Origin of the sequence: Vibrio sp. G-C-1 (genome assembly GCF_021728015.1) — a bacterium.
In the GTDB taxonomy this organism is placed as follows: Bacteria; Pseudomonadota; Gammaproteobacteria; order Enterobacterales; family Vibrionaceae; genus Vibrio; species Vibrio splendidus.
On the sequence record NZ_JAKKCR010000007.1, the window covers coordinates 168570 to 185619 of the forward strand.

At 46.3% G+C, this 17050-nt stretch carries 17 protein-coding genes; all 17 read right to left on the reverse strand.

The features are described 5' to 3' along the window. The 17 genes from fliR to L3V36_RS12515 all read right to left on the reverse strand — a co-directional run bounded on the left by fliR (position 1) and on the right by L3V36_RS12515 (position 17007). Positions 1-783: a flagellar biosynthetic protein FliR gene (gene fliR, locus L3V36_RS12435; RefSeq protein WP_004736212.1), complete on the reverse strand. Its 783-nt coding sequence runs from the start codon at positions 781-783 to the stop codon at positions 1-3. 6 nt (positions 784-789) lie between these two features. Beyond that, positions 790-1059, reverse strand: coding sequence for a flagellar biosynthesis protein FliQ (gene fliQ, locus L3V36_RS12440; RefSeq protein ID WP_004736211.1), 270 nt, complete (start codon positions 1057-1059; stop codon positions 790-792). Between the two features lie 11 nt (positions 1060-1070). Next, complete coding sequence (gene fliP / locus L3V36_RS12445; RefSeq protein WP_208775075.1) at positions 1071-2000, reverse strand: flagellar type III secretion system pore protein FliP; 930 nt, start codon at positions 1998-2000, stop codon at positions 1071-1073. After that, complete coding sequence (gene fliO, locus L3V36_RS12450) at positions 1987-2424, reverse strand: flagellar biosynthetic protein FliO (protein WP_108092089.1); 438 nt, start codon at positions 2422-2424, stop codon at positions 1987-1989. The genes fliP and fliO overlap by 14 nt, the downstream gene beginning before the upstream one ends. A gap of 83 nt (positions 2425-2507) precedes the next feature. Continuing rightward, positions 2508-2918, reverse strand: a complete 411-nt coding sequence (fliN, locus tag L3V36_RS12455) for a flagellar motor switch protein FliN (protein ID WP_004736208.1) — start codon at positions 2916-2918, stop codon at positions 2508-2510. Positions 2919-2947: 29 nt separating this feature from the next. Next, positions 2948-3991 carry a flagellar motor switch protein FliM gene (gene fliM / locus L3V36_RS12460; protein WP_017087925.1) on the reverse strand — a complete coding sequence of 348 codons (1044 nt, stop codon included), beginning with the start codon at positions 3989-3991 and terminating at the stop codon, positions 2948-2950. Positions 3992-3998: 7 nt separating this feature from the next. After that, entirely contained in the window at positions 3999-4487 is a 489-nt protein-coding gene (gene fliL / locus L3V36_RS12465; protein ID WP_017087926.1) for a flagellar basal body-associated protein FliL, read from the reverse strand. Positions 4488-4600: 113 nt separating this feature from the next. Next, positions 4601-6730: a flagellar hook-length control protein FliK gene (locus L3V36_RS12470; RefSeq protein ID WP_017095933.1), complete on the reverse strand. Its 2130-nt coding sequence runs from the start codon at positions 6728-6730 to the stop codon at positions 4601-4603. 182 nt (positions 6731-6912) lie between these two features. Further along, positions 6913-7350 carry a flagellar export protein FliJ gene (gene fliJ, locus L3V36_RS12475; protein ID WP_004736204.1) on the reverse strand — a complete coding sequence of 146 codons (438 nt, stop codon included), beginning with the start codon at positions 7348-7350 and terminating at the stop codon, positions 6913-6915. Positions 7351-7369: 19 nt separating this feature from the next. Next, positions 7370-8689 carry a flagellar protein export ATPase FliI gene (gene fliI / locus L3V36_RS12480; RefSeq protein ID WP_010439337.1) on the reverse strand — a complete coding sequence of 440 codons (1320 nt, stop codon included), beginning with the start codon at positions 8687-8689 and terminating at the stop codon, positions 7370-7372. Beyond that, positions 8689-9489, reverse strand: a complete 801-nt coding sequence (gene fliH / locus L3V36_RS12485; protein WP_017095934.1) for a flagellar assembly protein FliH — start codon at positions 9487-9489, stop codon at positions 8689-8691. Before fliH ends, fliI begins: the two co-directional genes overlap by 1 nt. A 125-nt stretch (positions 9490-9614) precedes the next feature. Then, the gene (fliG, locus tag L3V36_RS12490) at positions 9615-10676 is read right to left on the reverse strand and encodes a flagellar motor switch protein FliG (protein WP_004736200.1); all 1062 of its coding nucleotides are present in this window, start codon (positions 10674-10676) and stop codon (positions 9615-9617) included. Continuing rightward, complete coding sequence (gene fliF, locus L3V36_RS12495) at positions 10669-12411, reverse strand: flagellar basal-body MS-ring/collar protein FliF (protein WP_017091069.1); 1743 nt, start codon at positions 12409-12411, stop codon at positions 10669-10671. Before fliF ends, fliG begins: the two co-directional genes overlap by 8 nt. A gap of 16 nt (positions 12412-12427) precedes the next feature. Beyond that, the gene (gene fliE, locus L3V36_RS12500; RefSeq protein WP_004736198.1) at positions 12428-12739 is read right to left on the reverse strand and encodes a flagellar hook-basal body complex protein FliE; all 312 of its coding nucleotides are present in this window, start codon (positions 12737-12739) and stop codon (positions 12428-12430) included. Positions 12740-12871: 132 nt separating this feature from the next. Next, the gene (locus L3V36_RS12505) at positions 12872-14281 is read right to left on the reverse strand and encodes a sigma-54 dependent transcriptional regulator (protein WP_017095936.1); all 1410 of its coding nucleotides are present in this window, start codon (positions 14279-14281) and stop codon (positions 12872-12874) included. A gap of 33 nt (positions 14282-14314) precedes the next feature. Beyond that, complete coding sequence (locus L3V36_RS12510) at positions 14315-15355, reverse strand: ATP-binding protein (RefSeq protein WP_017095937.1); 1041 nt, start codon at positions 15353-15355, stop codon at positions 14315-14317. A gap of 185 nt (positions 15356-15540) precedes the next feature. Continuing rightward, positions 15541-17007 carry a sigma-54 dependent transcriptional regulator gene (locus tag L3V36_RS12515; RefSeq protein ID WP_004736195.1) on the reverse strand — a complete coding sequence of 489 codons (1467 nt, stop codon included), beginning with the start codon at positions 17005-17007 and terminating at the stop codon, positions 15541-15543. Positions 17008-17050: the final 43 nt, after the last annotated feature.

Sequence of the window (17050 nt, forward strand, 5' to 3'; positions counted from 1 at the left end):
CTAGCAATCTAACCGGATTAGACGACATATCTGTTGCTCGCCTTGTATCCAAAATAGCTCATAGTGGCTAAACAATCCGCCAAGGATGTACCAACAAAGTAACAGACCCACGAGTAGCGCAAATGCAAAACCCAAAGAAAATATGTTTAGCTGAGGTGCCGCACGTGTCATTACACCAAATGAAAGGTTAATCGTCAGCAGCGCAATAATACCCGATAACGACATCGCTAATGCTGTTTTGAACATGATGCCAAGCCACAATGCCAGCTCTCTGAAATCGACGGCGGTTAAAGACCCACTGCCAATCGGCAAGGTTTTAAAACTAAACACCACCAGTTGCAACATTTTCAAGTGACCATCGGTCGCCAGGAAAAACATGGTCGCCAACAGCATGAACAGTTGGCCAAGTACTGGCGTATTTTGACCGTTCGCAGGATCGACCATAGAGGCAAAACCCAAACTCGATTGCATACCTAAAATCTGACCGAGCATAACAAAAGTTTGAATCAAAAACTGAGTAACAAACCCCATGGCGACACCAATCACGATTTGTTCAAATACCGTCAAGAATCCTTGGAAGGACAGCAGCTCGATCTCTTTAGGAACAGCTGGGATTGCGGGCATCACAGCAAAGGTGATCGCCAAACCTAAATACAGACGGATACGCGGCGACACAAAGCGTGCCCCTGTTACCGTCATCACCATCAGCATGGCTGAGATGCGAGTGTATGGCCAAAAATAATTGGCTAACCACTCTAGTACAAGGCTCGTTGGGTATTCCATATTGGTTTAATACAGAACTTGCGGCAAGCGTTCGATGAGTTCGAAAAAAAACTCCATCATCATCTGAGTCATCCAGTGAGCAAACATCATCAACGCCAATAACGTCACGATCAAACGCGGTAGGAAACTCAATGTTTGTTCGTTGATAGACGTCGCAGCTTGGAAAACCGCTACGACTAAACCAATCAATAGGCTAGGAATAATAATGGCACATACCATTATCAGTACCATCCAAAGTGCATCTCGGAACAACTCTACGAATATTTCAGGATTCATTATTCCCCCAGCTACAAGGCAAAACTGCCGGCGAGAGTGGAGAGTATCAAGTTCCAACCATCAACAAGGACGAACAGCATCAACTTAAATGGTAACGATACAATCATCGGTGACAACATCATCATACCCATAGCCATCAATACCGAGGCGACCACCAAGTCGATGATTAAGAAAGGTAAGAACAGCATAAAGCCGATTTGGAAAGCCGTTTTCAACTCCGACGTGATAAACGCTGGAATCAGAACCGCCATGGAAACATCTTCAGGGTTAGTCACTTCCGCACCCGAGATCTCAACAAAGGTTTCTAGATCTTTGATTCGGGTTTGTTTGAGCATGAAAGACTTGATCGGGCCTTGGGCAACATCAAATGCCTGTCGTGCCGATATTTGTTCATTGAGATAAGGCTGAACCGCTTGCTCATTCACTTGATTGATCACTGGTGACATGATGAAAAAGGTCAAAAATATCGCGATACCAATAATCACTTGGTTTGAAGGCGTTTGTTGGAGACCCATCGCCTGACGCAAAATAGACATCACCACCACAATACGGGTGAACGACGTCATCAAAATTACCATTGCCGGCAAGAAGCCAAGCATGGTCATTAGGGCCAATATCTGTAAATTGATCGAGTAGTCTTCACCGCCATTGGCGTTGGTGGTCATGGTAAAGGCAGGAATGCCACCACCATTACCCGTTAAACTACCAGTGGTCATGGTTTGCGATTTAGCTTGGTCTTGTTCCATCGTGCTGATGGTAACCGACTCTGAGCCTGCTGTATTCACTGGAATGACGGTGCCATCTTCAGCCTGTGCAAATACCGACACACTGAACACGAAAGAACAGAGGAGAATGAGCTGAACCAACAACGCTTTTACCACTCGAAAAGATCCGATTTGGCAAAGGTAAGATGGGGTAAAAAGTCCGTTACTTGTTTGCATCTTTTTTAATTAGCTGGGAAAGCTGACTTGAAAATGTACTTTTTTCCAGCATCTCCTGAGTAAGAGGTTTATCGAGCTTAGAGATCAGCTGAATCGACTGTGTGGTAATGCCGACTAAGAACTGTTCATCACCTGCTTGCACAATCGCAATGCGTTCTTTAGTACCAACAGGAATTTGCCTAACAATCGCCAAACCTTGTTGATTCGACATCGCAGGCACTTGCATTCGCTTGAGTAACCAAGCAATAAATAAGATGAAGGCGATAACGAAAATTAGCGACCCAAAAGTGGTCGCTAAATCTAGAGAAGGAGGCGCGGCAAAAGCAATAGAAGGCGTAGACAACAGCCCTATTCCCAATGTTCCACGGGACAAGCTTGTGATTTCACGAAACAAGCCAGTCATTCCGCGAAACAAGCAGGTCATTCCACGAAACAAACCCGTCACTCCGCGAAACAAACCAGTTATCCCGCGAGACGAGCCCACCAATCTTTTTGGCGAAAATCGCATTAACGTAGCTTCTTAATTCGTTCTGTTTGGCTAATTACATCAGTCAAACGAATACCAAATTTGTCGTTCACCACAACCACTTCTCCGTGAGCAATCAGAGTACCGTTAACCATCACGTCTAGTGACTCACCAGCAATTCTATCGAGCTCTACAACCGAACCTTGGTTCAATTGAAGTAAGTTACGGATACTGATCTGAGAACGGCCAACTTCCATCGAGATAGTCACTGGGATATCCATGATGGTATCCAGTTTACGACGCTCATCTTCAGAAATCGGAGACGATGAATCAGTTAGCTCATCAAGTGGCGCCGCAAGCACATCATCAACATCAATTGATGGTGCTAAAGGGTCTTCACCAAGTGCTGCAGCCCATTCGTCTGCTAGCTTTTGATCTTCACTAGGTTCCATTACCAATTCCTATACTTTTATCTATTTTGCTATTCGTCATCATCGCTGTTTTCGAGCTCAGACATTAGGTCTTTGCCTAGAAAAGCGAGATCAGTTTTGACCACACTTGGTCTTCGAATTTTTTCCGAAATCTGTACCGCGAGTTTTTCACCCGCACGCCCCATTTTCACACGATACGTTGGTAGTTCTTCAACAAACATCGTCGCGTGTTCAGGCATGTTCATGGGAATGACATCTCCTGGGCGCAGCTCCATCAAATCACGTAGAGAAATATCTTGCTCTAACAAGTTCACACGAAAGTTAACGGGTACATCCATGATTTCATCACGCAATGCCGAACTCCAACGAACGTCAGTTTCCATTTTGTCTGATTGAACACCAGCGTCCAACAATTCACGAATCGGCTCAACCATGGAATAAGGCATCACGACGTGGAAGTCACCGCCACCGCCATCCACTTCAATGTGGAATGAACTCACAACAATCACTTCTGTTGGGCTCACAATGTTCGCCATACTTGGGTTCACTTCAGAATCCAAGTATTCAAACTCAACCCCCATTACTGGAGACCAAGCTTCTTTGTAATCTTCAAAAACAATTTTCAGCAGTAACTGAATAATTCGTCTTTCTGTTGGCGTGAATTCACGGCCTTCAATCTTGGCGTGGAAACGGCCGTCCCCACCGAAAAAGTTTTCTACAAGAATAAATACAAGGCGTGCTTCCATAGTGATCAGCGCCGTGCCTTTCAACGGGCGGAAACGAACCATGTTTAAACTGGTGGGTACATACAATGTGTTTTGGTACTCACCAAACTTCATCATTTGTACGCCATTGATCGACACTTCAGCCGTTTTACGCAACATGTTAAACAAACTGATACGCAAATGACGTGCAAAGCGCTCGTTAATAAGTTCAAGGGTCGGCATTCGACCACGAACAATTCGATCTTGTGAAGAGAAGTCGAAATTAACCGCACTGTCGTTATCAGCTTCTACGCTATCTTCAACTTCTTCAACATCATCTACGCCATGTAATAGCGCGTCAATTTCGTCTTGGCTTAATAAATCGGTCACAAATTACCTACTGAATCACAAAATCAGTGAATAGCACTTTTTCAATAACAGGCTGGCCAACAGCTTGAGTCAGGCTTGCTTTGATATCTTCCGTTGCCTTGTTACGCAGTTCAACTCGCCCAGTGGGTGAACGCAATTGATCGACCGTTGCCGAGGCGAACGTGGCCAGTAGCGTACTTTCCACGAGTGGAGAGTGGTAACGAGCCAGGTCTTCATTCTTACTGCCCCGAACCATCATCTGTGCTTTTATTTGAACTAGGCGATCTTTTTTATCACCTGTCACATTAAACAAAAAAGGCTGAGGGATATTAACATACATAACGGGCTCTGCAGCGACCACAGCAGTGGCTGGCTGAGACGGAGATTCAGAGGCGCTATCATCAGAGCCTAAGAAAAAGAGCAGCGCACCACCTACACCAAGCAGTAACACGACTACGGCAATAATGATGATAAGGAGCTTGCTCTTCCCTTTAGGTGCATCTTGTTCTTCTGCCATACTTTACTCTAACTTCCTGTTCTTTCGATTAACTGACGGTTCTTTCTATTAACTAACAGTACTTTCTATTAACTGATGGTTCTTTCTATTAACCAAGCGTTCTTAGCCTGATATTAGGCATAATAACTAATTCCATCACGCTTTGATGCGACATTCAATTCAAGATTGCTGCCACTATCAAGGTTTTCATCACCTTGGCCATCATTTGTGCGGTTAGCGCCGGATTGTTGCTCACCATTGTTGTATCTATCTTGCCCCTGACCGGAGTTCTGTTGTTGAACTGACGAATCGGCTAACTGTAGCCCTTGTTGAGCAAGCATCTCCCTCAAGCGAGGTAAGGTTTGTTCAATCACCTCTCTTGCCTGTTGATTACTAACCGTAAAGTGCACATTTGCCACGTCATTATTCATGGTCATGCGAATTTTCATCTGACCCAATTCTGGTGGGTCGAGACGGATGTCCAAGTTCTTGAGGTTCTTAGACATCATCATTTGGACTTTTTCCGCGACCTGTTCATTGGCTAGCTCTTTGGTGAGCTGTAAAGGCGCTTGTTGAGCTGCTTGAATTTCAGCTCGCGTAGGTGCTGAACCAACCGTTGCTGTACCTTGTGCGCCAGCCGCAGAAGCGATCTGCTGGGCAAAGGTCGAGTCTTTAGAATCTTCTTTAGCACCCGCTTTACCCAAACCAGACAATGCAGCGGCACCAGCGCCCGCTTTAAGAAGCGCATCAGTCGAGCCTGCTTTTGTGGCCGCTGGCGTTGCATTCATCGCTAGGCTTTGTGCCGTTAAGCTAGGATCTAAGGCCGCTTGCTGCTGCATTGGAGCTGCATTCCCTTGTTGTAATTGCTGAGCCGCTGTCTGTTGAGCCGCATGCGCATTATTGGCGTGCAGCATTGCCGCCTTATCCGTAATAGCATTAATTGCTGATTGAGAAGCGACCTGCGCTGATACTTGTTGTGCAGCCGTCGCTACTGCCGCTGTTGATGCCACCGCGGCTAAGGCTTTGGCTTCATTTGAATCAGTATTGTCCCAATCAATAGCGGCGGGTTCACCGGGAGTGCTGTTCACGTTCGGAGCTTGGCTTAGTAAAGCCGTTGCTTGCTGTTGAACATTGGTTAGTTGTTGATTCAAGACTTCTAAGTTAGAGGTTGCTTGAGCCAACGCAGCTTGCTCATCGACCGTCAACTTAGTGCCACTTTGTTGCTTTTGAACCAGACCATCAACAACAAACTGTTCTGATTCGATTTGTCTATTCAATTGGTTTAACGCTTTGGTATGGGTATCAACCTGTTTTGCAAATTCCATATCCGCTGCTGAGAGTGCTTGACTCTGATCGGCAGCAACCACACTAGCCGCGTTCTTTTGGCGCAACTCTCGGCTCATACTCGCTTCAATTTGTTCTGGGGTGACGCCTTTATCCATCAACTGTCGAATTTCAGCATCAGTCAGCTGTGAAACACCCTTACCTCCGGTAAGTGCGGCAATTTCAGAATCGACCTCAAGACTGTTTTCTTGGTTTGCTGTATTGGTTTGTTGTACCGATTTACCCACCGTGTCGGTCGCAAGAACGCCCACAGCAGTTGCACCTACAATCTTGCCCTGTGCTTCATCAACCTTCACTTGCTGAGGCAAGCCTTTGCCGTTGTCAGGCTGATTCAGTGTTTTGTTTGCCTCGTCCAACTGACCAAGCAATTTATTGCCTTCACTCATCGCAGCACTAGCTTGAGATGCCCCCTGAGCATTCAGCTCTGCGGATTGTGAATCAGAATCACTATTGACCAGAGCTTTCTGGGACTGGTCACCTTTGGGCTGAGCCGCAGCCAAGGCATCGTCATCAGACGGTTTCGACGAGGCTTTATCGCTCGACGGTGAATTTAGTTCAGACGTCTGTTCAGTAGTTGCGTTGCTAGTAGCCGTATTTTCAACATCCGTCGCTACTTTAGCCTGCTTGGTTTGAGCTTCGCTAGCCTCATCAGCGATCTTAGACTCAGTTGAATCACCTTTAGTCTTTTCAGCTGATACTTCGTCTTCCGCAGAGGTCTGTTTTTCGTCTAATTTTGAGGCGTCATCAGTGTCTTTTACTGCCGCTTTGCTGTCACTTTCTTCAAAGCCTAGCGCTTCTTTAAAAGACTCTAAGAAACCTTTAGAGTCGCCGGTCTCTTCTACCTTCGAAGAGGCAGAACCGGTATCCAACAACGATGACGTTTTGTTGGTCGCTGAATTTGAGGAAAGGCTAACATTCATATATACAAGCTCTATCTACTAGCTTTGCTGCCATAAATCGGACAACAAAAAGAAAGTCGGGTGCTTTTCATGCCTTTGCTGGGCATAACGCGCAATTTTATATAAAACGCAGCAAGAAACATGCCTATTAGTTCTGTTCTCACAATCTGAACGGCAACACCTTCGTCATTCAGGGCTTAGGATCACATCTTCTTTCGGCCATACATCAGGGTCGAGAACTCATCCATTTGCTTTTGTTCTCTTTGATCTTGCAGCTTTGCCTTCTCTTTCTGTTTTTTCTCCATCAACCACTCGTAGGATTTACGCTTTTTACGTAGCTCCATCCAGTAGTTTTGGCAGTTGTCGACTTGGTTTTTAAAATGGTGCTCCGCTTCTCTCTGTTTAGATAATGTTTCATCTAGTTGAGTTAAGAAACGGTTCAAGTGACCATACTGACTCGCTGTGAGTCCAGCTTTTCCGCGGTCAATAAGTTGCTGACAGTAATCAAGTCGGTACTTTTCAATCTGAGCGACCTGCTCATAGTAACCTTGAAGCTCTGAATTCGCTTTGCTGAGCGCCAATACGGCTTGGTTCTCTTGGTCCTTGGCTTGATCGAGCAAAAATTCTAATGCGTTATCCATGACTAACCTTATTCATTCGTTAGCCACCCAATACATGTTTCAACATGTTGACACACATGTCATAGGGAACCGTTTCTTTCATTTTTTGCTGTAGGTACTCATCCAACCTCGGTTTCAAGGTGAAGGCACTATCAATGGCAGGATCAGTCCCCGGTTTGTAAGCGCCAATCGATACCAAATCTTGGTTTTTACGACAGATAGACAGTACTTGGCGCACCGCTTTCGACATCAATACATGTTCTTCGGTGGTGATTTGCGGCATAACACGACTGACGGATTTCTCAACATCAATCGCAGGATAATGTCCGGCATCGGCCATCTCACGCGATAAAACAATGTGACCATCAAGAATCGCTCGTGACGCATCGGCAATCGGGTCTTGTAAGTCATCACCTTCAGTTAAAACGGTAAAGAAAGCCGTGATAGAACCTTGTTCATCGTTGCCGTTACCCGCACGTTCCACCAGCGCAGGAAGCTTGGCGAATACTGATGGCGGATAACCTTTGGTTGCTGGCGGCTCACCCACAGACAGAGCAATTTCACGCTGAGCCTGAGCAAAACGGGTCAATGAATCCATTAATAAAAGAACATCTAAACCTTGGTCGCGGAAGTACTCAGCTACAGCCAGTGCAGTTTGACAACCTTTCAATCGCATCAGTGGCGATGAATCCGCAGGAGCAGCGACCACCACAGATCGTTTTCGTCCATCTTCGCCAAGAATCTCTTCAATAAATTCTTTAACTTCTCGTCCACGCTCACCAATTAGACCTACCACCACCACTTGCGCGGTTGTGCCTCGAGTCATCATCCCTAGCGTGACTGACTTACCGACACCGGAACCAGCAAACAGACCAATACGCTGACCTTTACCTACCGTCAGCAAGCCGTTTATGGCCTTCAAGCCAACATCGAGCGGTTCAGATATAGGTTTTCGAGCTAAAGGGTTGATTGGCTCAGCGTTAAATGAAGCGCGTTGTTCGGTATAGATTGGACCTAGCCCATCAAGTGGATTACCCACCCCGTCGATCACTCGGCCAAGCAATTCCATTCCGACAGGGATACCGCTTTCAGTGGTCACGGGGGTCACACGAGCGCCAGGTAATATCCCAGTGATTTGTTCACTCGGCATCAAAAATAAGTTATCGCCAGAGAAACCGACGACTTCGGCCTCCATCTGACCAGACATGGTTTCTACTAAACACAGGCTGCCGATGGGTGCTTTACAACCGGTCGCTTCAAGCGTTAAGCCAACAACGCGTACTAACTTACCAGAGGCTATTGGTCGCGATTTTAGCCCTTCGACTTTGTATTGGCTAAGACGATTTGCTAATTCAAGCATTACTCATGACCCTGATGACGGTTTGCGCCACAGAAGTTTTGAATGACGTTTTTCACACGGTCTTCCATGCGGTAGTTAACGCTCGACTCACCCGCTTCGATTTGTACGTCCCCACGGTTGAGTGCGGGCTCTGCAACTAACGTCCAATTGCGGCAATCCAATTCAGTTTCGCCATACGCAGAACGAATAATCGCGACGTCTTCGGGATTAAGCTTCAATGTGATCGCATGACCTGAGATCGGCAACGACTCGACCGACTCTTTGACGGTATCTAATATGATTTGTGGGTTGGTTTGCACTTCAACATGAACCACTTCTTTGACCATGGTCAATACCATGTCCACCAATTGCTTCTCTACCTGAGCGTTCATCAGATCTAACGGTTGAGCAAACTGGTTGGCTAGCCCCATAAAGATGGCAACTTGCTGCTGAATGTACTCTTGACCAGCAGTCACGCCTTCAAGCTTGCCGGCTTGGTTGCCTTCTTCGTGGCCTGCAGCAAACCCTTCTTCTTTACCTTTATCGTAACCCTGTTTAAAGCCAGCTTCTTGGCCTTGATGAAGCCCTTCCTGATAAGCACCTTGCTTAATCAGTTCGATTTGCTCTTCAGTCAGAACAAGCTCTTCGTCTTCAATGGCTTCTTCAACCGTCGGCATCCAACTAGGATCGTAATTAAAGGCCGTTTCTTTGGCTTGTTTATTCACATCAGAGGTGTAGTCAGGCAACCCCCATTTCTGAGGTTGGGCAACCGTATTATCTTCTTCAGGGCGAAGGAAGCCGCGTTTTCTATCACCTGACATATCAGTACCTATCTATGAATGCGTCCAGCTGCATTGTAAATTCAAGCCGTTGAACGGAGTTAATCTTGGGTTCGAGATTGGATAAAGAAAAGCCCCAACAGTGTGGGGCTCTTGAGGTTTCTGTATTAAAGGAACTCGTCGGCGCCACCAGACAGCATAATCTCGCCACTGTCTGCCATCTTCCTCGCAATACCCAATATCTCTTTTTGAGCCGCTTCCACGTCGGAGACTTTTACTGGCGGCATCGCCTCAATGTCGTCTCTCATCATATCGGCAGCACGTTTAGACATGTTCTTGAAGATCTTCTCACGTAGACCGTCATCAGCACCTTTAAGCGCTTTTTGTAGAACGTCTTGTGGAACATCACGCAGCAGTCGCTGAACACCTTGGTCATCAACTTCAATAAGGTTTTCAAAGACAAACATAAGATCTTGAATCTGCGTTGCCATATCTTCGTCTTGATCACGGATTTGATCCATCAAGACACCTTCCACATTATTGTCCATGTAGTTCATGATCTCAGCCGCGGCTTTCAGGCCACCAATTTTGGCAGCTTGAGCACCCGCTTGACCCGCAAACTGTTTCTCCATGATTTCGTTCAATTCAGCAAGAGCCGAAGGTTGAACTTCTTCAAGGTTAGCGATACGCATCATCAGATCCAGACGAACTCTTTCTGGGAATTGAGACAGAATCTCAGCCGACTGATCAGAATCGAGATACGACAATACAATGGTTTGAATCTGAGGGTGCTCGTTGATGATGATACTCGCCACCTGACGAGGATCCATCCACTTAAGTGAGTCCAAACCTTTCGAGCCAGTACCAAGAAGGATTTGGTCAACAAGGTTATTCGCCTTGTCTTCACCCAAGGCAGCAACCAGTGCATTACGCATGAAGTCTTCACTGCCCATACCAATGTTGGTGTACTTCTGAATATCATCTAAGAAAGCACGGTGAACCGCTCCCACTTTTTCTTGGGAGAGATCAGTCGCTCGCGCCATTGCACTACCCACACGCTGAACCTGTTTTGGCTCTAGGTGACGAATAATACCAGCAGCATCTTCTTCATTTAAACTTAGCAACAAGATCGCAGCGCGTTCGTCGCCTGAGATAGAATCGATATCCACGCTAGAGACATCAAGCACTTCACCGCCTTCCGTTTGTTGTGGAACTATTTCGTTAGCCATCTACCATCCAATTCTTAACTACTTGAGCTGCTAGCTCTGGTTCATTCGCTACAAGTGCACGTACTGCTTTCAGCACGTCTTCGTCTTTATGAAGGTTAGGTAAGTCGATGCTTGAACCAAATTCAAACAGCTCGCCACCTTCAATATCACCACCAATTAAGCTGGTTTCGCCGTCGGCGCCAATTGGCATACCATCAGGGCCGTACATTTGATCATCATCGTCAGCTGCTGGGTTAAGCAGTTTCTTCATTGCAGGGCGAACAAGTACCAATACCACGACGATAATAACCAACGCGCTCGCAAACCAACGTACCCAATCATTGAAGTTTGGATGCTCCCAAATTGGCACATCAGCGACAACATCCGTCACTTGTGGTGCGAACTGCATGCTTAACACATTGAGTAAATCGCCACGATTTTCATCAAAGCCGACAGTACCAATCAGTACCTGACGAATCGCATTAATTTCGCTGGCAGGGATTGGCGTATGAACCACTTCGCCCGTATCAGGGTTCAGTGATTGACGGTCTTTGATCGCTACCGATACCGTCTGTCGGTTAACCGTGCCACTCTGTTTACGTTCATGGCTGATGGTTGTGTCTAGCTCAAAGTTTCGGGTCGCCTCTTTGTGAACCGAGCCTTGCCCCGTCATCGAACCGTCTTTCATCTGAGCGACATCTTGGGGAATTGAAGCATCTGCAGGGGGCTGGTTACTCAAAGCGCCAGGAATACCAGCCACAGTGTTGCCGTTGTTATAATCTTCTAACGTGTATTCACTTCGAGTCGCTGGCGTATTCGGGTCAAACCGTTTTCTTGTTTGCTCCACAGCACTAAAATCGAGTTGAATATCAACCTGAGCGGTATAGTTACCAAACCCAAGAATAGGAATTAGGATAGAGTCAATTTTTTCACGCAGTGCTTGCTCTTGATTACGCTCTAACTCATGTTCTTTACGACGCGCAGCTGACATCGGGTCTTGAGAACCTGAGTTCAACAGTCGGCCATGCTGGTCGGTCACAGTGATACGTGAGGTTTTCATTCCCGGAACGGCACTTGCTACCATGTCGACAACAGAATCAACTTCTTGCTGCTTGAGGTTAGTACCCGTTTTCAGAGTCAGGAATACGGAAGCTGAGGCTTCTTGATTGTGACGAACAAAGACACTCTGCTTTGGCAAGGCCAATAAAACCTGAGCTTTACGTACCTGTTTCATCTGCTCAATGGCTTTCGCAAGCTGTCTTTCACGACTTAATTTAAGGCGCTCTTGCTCGACACGTTGTGATACACCAAAACCCATGTCTTGCATGAGAATGTCATCACCTGCGTTTCGCTCTTGATTCAAACCCGCTCGTACCATATTAAGCTTTAATGAGTTGTACTCACTAGCCGGTACCGAGATAGTGTTACCTTCAAGAGTGTATTCGATCTTTTGTAGATCCAAGTAATCAAGTACGGGAATCAACTCTTCTGTTTCATAAGCCCCTAATGGACGCATTTCTGGCTCTTTCACCCAGAAAAACAGCATCACAATCAGCGCTACACAGATAGAAATAGATAGGACTAAGACGACCTGACGAAGTAAATCGAGATCACCGACGGCCATATCGAACTTAGAGGAACTGCGTTCACCTAGATCGGGATTTTGCCCTTCTCCGTCAAGCTCAGAACCTGCAATGAGTGCATGGTCATTGCTGTCGCTTACGGTTAAATCTGTTGTTTGACTATTATCTGCCACTATTTAATTACCCAACTTATACCGGCATATTCATCAGCTCTTTGTACGATTCGACCAATCTATTTCTAATTTGGATCGTCGCCTCAAAAGCCACACTAGATTTATTACGAGCAATCATCACGTCCGATAGAGACACGCTTTGGTCACCACTATCAAAACGAGCTTGAAGATCACCTGAGGTCTTTTGTAATGAGTTCACGTTATTAATGGCCTGCGTCAGCATGTTGCCAAAATCTGCACCGACCGCTTGCCCCGTTGCAGCAGGACGCGCGCTAGCAGCTTCAACCATCATTGCCTGCATTTCGCCTTGTAAACCATCTATTCTCATCTACTACCTCAGGAGTCAAAATTATGACTATCTATTTAGCTGTATTATTGACAGAGCAATTAGCGTGCCACACATTAAATTGACTAGACATCGTATTACACTAGTCAGAAAGCTGACACTACTAATCTATCCTCAGTTTGGGATATCTATTCCAGCATCGCGCATTTTCGCCAACTTATAACGCAATGTGCGAGGGCTAATGCCCAACTTTTCTGCCATTTCTTTGCGTCGGCCATTACAAGCGATCAGCGTCTCAAGAATAATCGCATACTCTTGATCTCGAAGCTCATTTCCAAGCCCTTCGCTGGCAGCCGAGACTTTACCAATAGGGTTCGCTTCAGCAATCGGCTTGATGTCTGGCGCTGCAACACTGTTGCCTTCCACAATTTGCTGTAGACCACTTGCGTCTTGCCAATCGACACCTTCAAGCAAGATGTGCTCACCTGAAATATTTTCTTGCTCACTCAAAATTAGAGCGCGCTGCACGACATTATCCAGTTCACGCACATTACCCGGCCACGGATAATTGACGAGCTTACTGAGGGCTTGCTCGGACAGAACAGGAACGGGCATACCAAGTTTGGTGCAATGGCGCTCAACCAAGTGCTTCGCAAGCGGCTCAATATCGCCTTTCCGTTCACACAGTGCTGGCCAAGTAATTGGAAATACATTAAGGCGGTAGTATAAATCTTCACGGAAATTCCCTTCAGAAACATACTGCTTTAGGTCGCGGTTACTGGTTGCCAGAACACGAACATCCAGCTTGATACTCTTACGGCTACCAAGACGTTCAACTTCGCGCTCTTGCAATACGCGCAGTAGTTTCGCTTGTAGGCTAAGATCCATTTCACTGATCTCATCCAACAAAATAGTACCGCCTTGAGCTTGCTCAAATTTACCAGGACAAGCTTGAATAGCACCAGTAAATGCGCCTTTATCGTAGCCAAACAGTGTTGCTTCCAACATGTTATCTGGAATCGCGGCACAGTTAATCGCAACAAACGGACCGTCTTTACGGCTCGAAGCGTTGTGAATATAGCGAGACATGACCTCTTTACCAGAACCACTTGGCCCCAACACCATGACGTTAGCATCGGTTTTAGCCACCTTATCAGCCAACATCATTAGTTTGATGCTTTTCTCATCGGCAACGATGGCATCGCCATTATCATCCGATTTTACCGGAGCGTAACGGCTCACCATATTGAGCAGTACTTCAGGCGCAAATGGCTTTGCCATATAGTCTATAGCGCCCTCTTTCATTGCGGCAACGGCGTCTTCAATGTTGGCATACGCTGTCATCAACAATACTGGTAGATTTGGCCAATGCTGCTTGATATTTCTTAGCAGTGCTAAGCCGCCCATACCTGCCATCTGCACATCAGAGACAACAATATCAACGGAGTTCGATTTCAATTTTACCAGAGCATCTTCCGCACAATCCGCTTCCAGCCATTCATAGCCAGCAAGCGCGAGAGTGTCGACAAGGGCTTCGCGTAGACCTTCATCATCTTCGACGATTAACACTTTGCTTTGAGCCATAGGATTCTCCAGTGTAAATTCAGTTAAAACTTATTAGTCTTCAGAAGAAGCGCTTCTTTCCAGCGGTAGACACATGGTAAAGCATGCGCCGTCCCCTTCTTCTGATATCAATTCCAGTCGGCCTTCATGTGCTCGACAGACCATTTGTACAACGGCTAAACCTAGACCTGTACCTTGCGAACGAGTGGTAAAGAAGGGTTCCATAATTTTACCTTGAAGCTCTTTCGGTACGCCGGGGCCACTGTCTTGCACTGATATCTTAAGCTCGCCGTTTACGGGCCTAAAAAAAACATCAATCTGCGATTCTTTACCCGCAATTTGAGCCGCATTCAAAACTAGGTTGCTCAGAGCAGAAGCTATAGCATTAGCATTGCCAAACATCTGAGTCTCTTCGCCTTCCACTTCCTGGCAATAATCAATCTGGTTCGATTTTAATGCCGCTTCCACCATTGGGTGAAATTCAGTGATCAGTTCAGCAACGGTAAATGGCTTCACAACCTTGTTGTCGCCACCTTTAGCAAACAACAGCATGTCATTCACTTGCTTCTCTAAGTCATGGAGCCTATCCATAAGCTTAGATTGAAAGCGCGTTTTTGTTGCTGGCGGCAGGTTCGGCGCGGCAAGGTTTGATGCATACAGCATCGCACTAGAGAGTGGCGTACGAACCTGATGTGCCAACGAGGCTACCATTCTGCCTAGCGACGACAAACGCTGAAGATCACTCACGCGAGACTGTAGAAGACGAGTTTCTGTCAGGTCAGTGATCAAGATTAGCTGACCTGTAGTCGAGGCTGAAATCGCCAAGCGCACTTTACGCCCGTTCTTCAATGAGATCTCATGTCCATCATCGTCTTTTGGGTCAAAGGCACTTTGAATCACCGAAAACCACTTCTCGCCCACCAGTTCCACACCTAAAATTCGATGCGCTTCTGGGTTCGCTTCCCTTACTTCACCATGAGTATCTAACAAGATGACACCTGCTGGCATCACATCAAGCACTTGCTTATAGCGCTCAACCTGCTGTTCAACTGAATCTAGGTGTGACTGATTTTCTGATTCGTTAGATCCGTGCATGTCAAAAATTTGCCTCAAATACTAAAACAGCCTGACACGTAAAACACGCGTCAGGCTATTTGCTATATTTATCACATAGTTAAGCAAGCAACAACTCGACTATGCCCTCTCTATTCTCTCAACCAAAACGATGCTTTAACTCAACACCCGTCTTAATTTGATATCGCTGAACACGAATCTGAGCTCTATCGCTGTAGATTGTACTTCCGCATTTTTTCAACCAGAGTGGTTCTGCGCATTCCAAGCATGTCTGCAGCACGGGCAACAATGCCACCCTGCGCTTCCAAGGCTTGGTTAATCATGTTCACTTCCATATCCGCCAACAGCTCTTTCAAATTAACACCTTCTGGTGGTAACTCTTGAGGCGCATTCGCGTTATCGGCAAGATCATCTTGCTGGTCAAAGCTGAAATCTTCTGAGAACAAATCAGAAAGTGCATCACGTTCTTGCTCTTCTTCCGACACAAAGCGATTAAATTCAGGCTGGAACTCAGGGATATCACTGTATCTATATTTAGTGGGTAGATGATTCACATCAACCAAGCTATTCGGATACAGGATAACCATTCGCTCAACGAGGTTCGCTAGCTCACGAACGTTACCTGGCCAGTAGTGCTCCATCAAAGAATTGATAGCACGAGCCGTGAAGCAGATAGGCATACTGCCTTCCGCTTCCATTCGAGTCATTAGTTCTTGAAGCAACAGTGGAATATCTTCTTTACGATCTTGAAGCGCCGGCATTTCAATCGGGAATACATTCAAGCGGTAATAAAGATCTTCACGGAACGAGTCATCGTCGATCATGTCTTCAAGATTGCGGTGTGTTGCTGCAATCACACGAACGTCAGCTTTAATGGTGCTGTTGCCACCTACGCGTTCAAAACAGCGCTCTTGCAGTACACGCAACAACTTAACTTGCATTGCCATTGGCATATCGCCAATTTCATCAAGAAACAGTGTGCCACCTTCAGCCAATTCAAAGCGACCTTTTCGTGCGGTAATCGCACCAGTAAATGCGCCCTTCTCATGACCAAACAACTCACTTTCGAGTAAGTCCGGTGGAATAGCACCACAATTCACAGGCACGAAAGGCCCAGAACGGCGCTTAGAGTGATAGTGAATATTACGCGCTACGACTTCTTTGCCGGTACCAGATTCACCAAGAATCAGCACGTTCGCTTCCGTAGAAGAGACTTGTTCAATTAAGTGACGTACTTCTTGAATACCAGCACTTTGCCCTACTAGGCTGCGAAACAGTGTGTTCTTGCGTGCCGAAGACACCACTTGAACACCCTTGCGGCCTAAGAAATCTTTACAGTGCCTTAATGCATCACTTAATTGCGGGTAGTTAAGGGGAAGTTCAAGCTCGCCAACATAGTTAGTTAGCTCGTCAACCGGGTGATTGTTTTTACCAATCACCAGTAAAGGGATGTGATTGGCGTGAACAAGCTTTTCATTCAGTAATGCGTTGAAGCCTTTACCTTTAATGGTACCAATAATGCAGCCGGCCCACTGTAGTGACCAGTCAACTTTACGTGCTTGTTCAGAGCTGATTACTTCGCAGCTCTCTCCTACAAACTCTAATATTGTGCTTAAATTGTGACGATCTTGAGCGCTATCGTCGACGACAAGCAGTTTTGCCAAACCTTGCATAAGTAGGAATTATTGCCTTTATTTTGGTGCGATGCGGAAAACG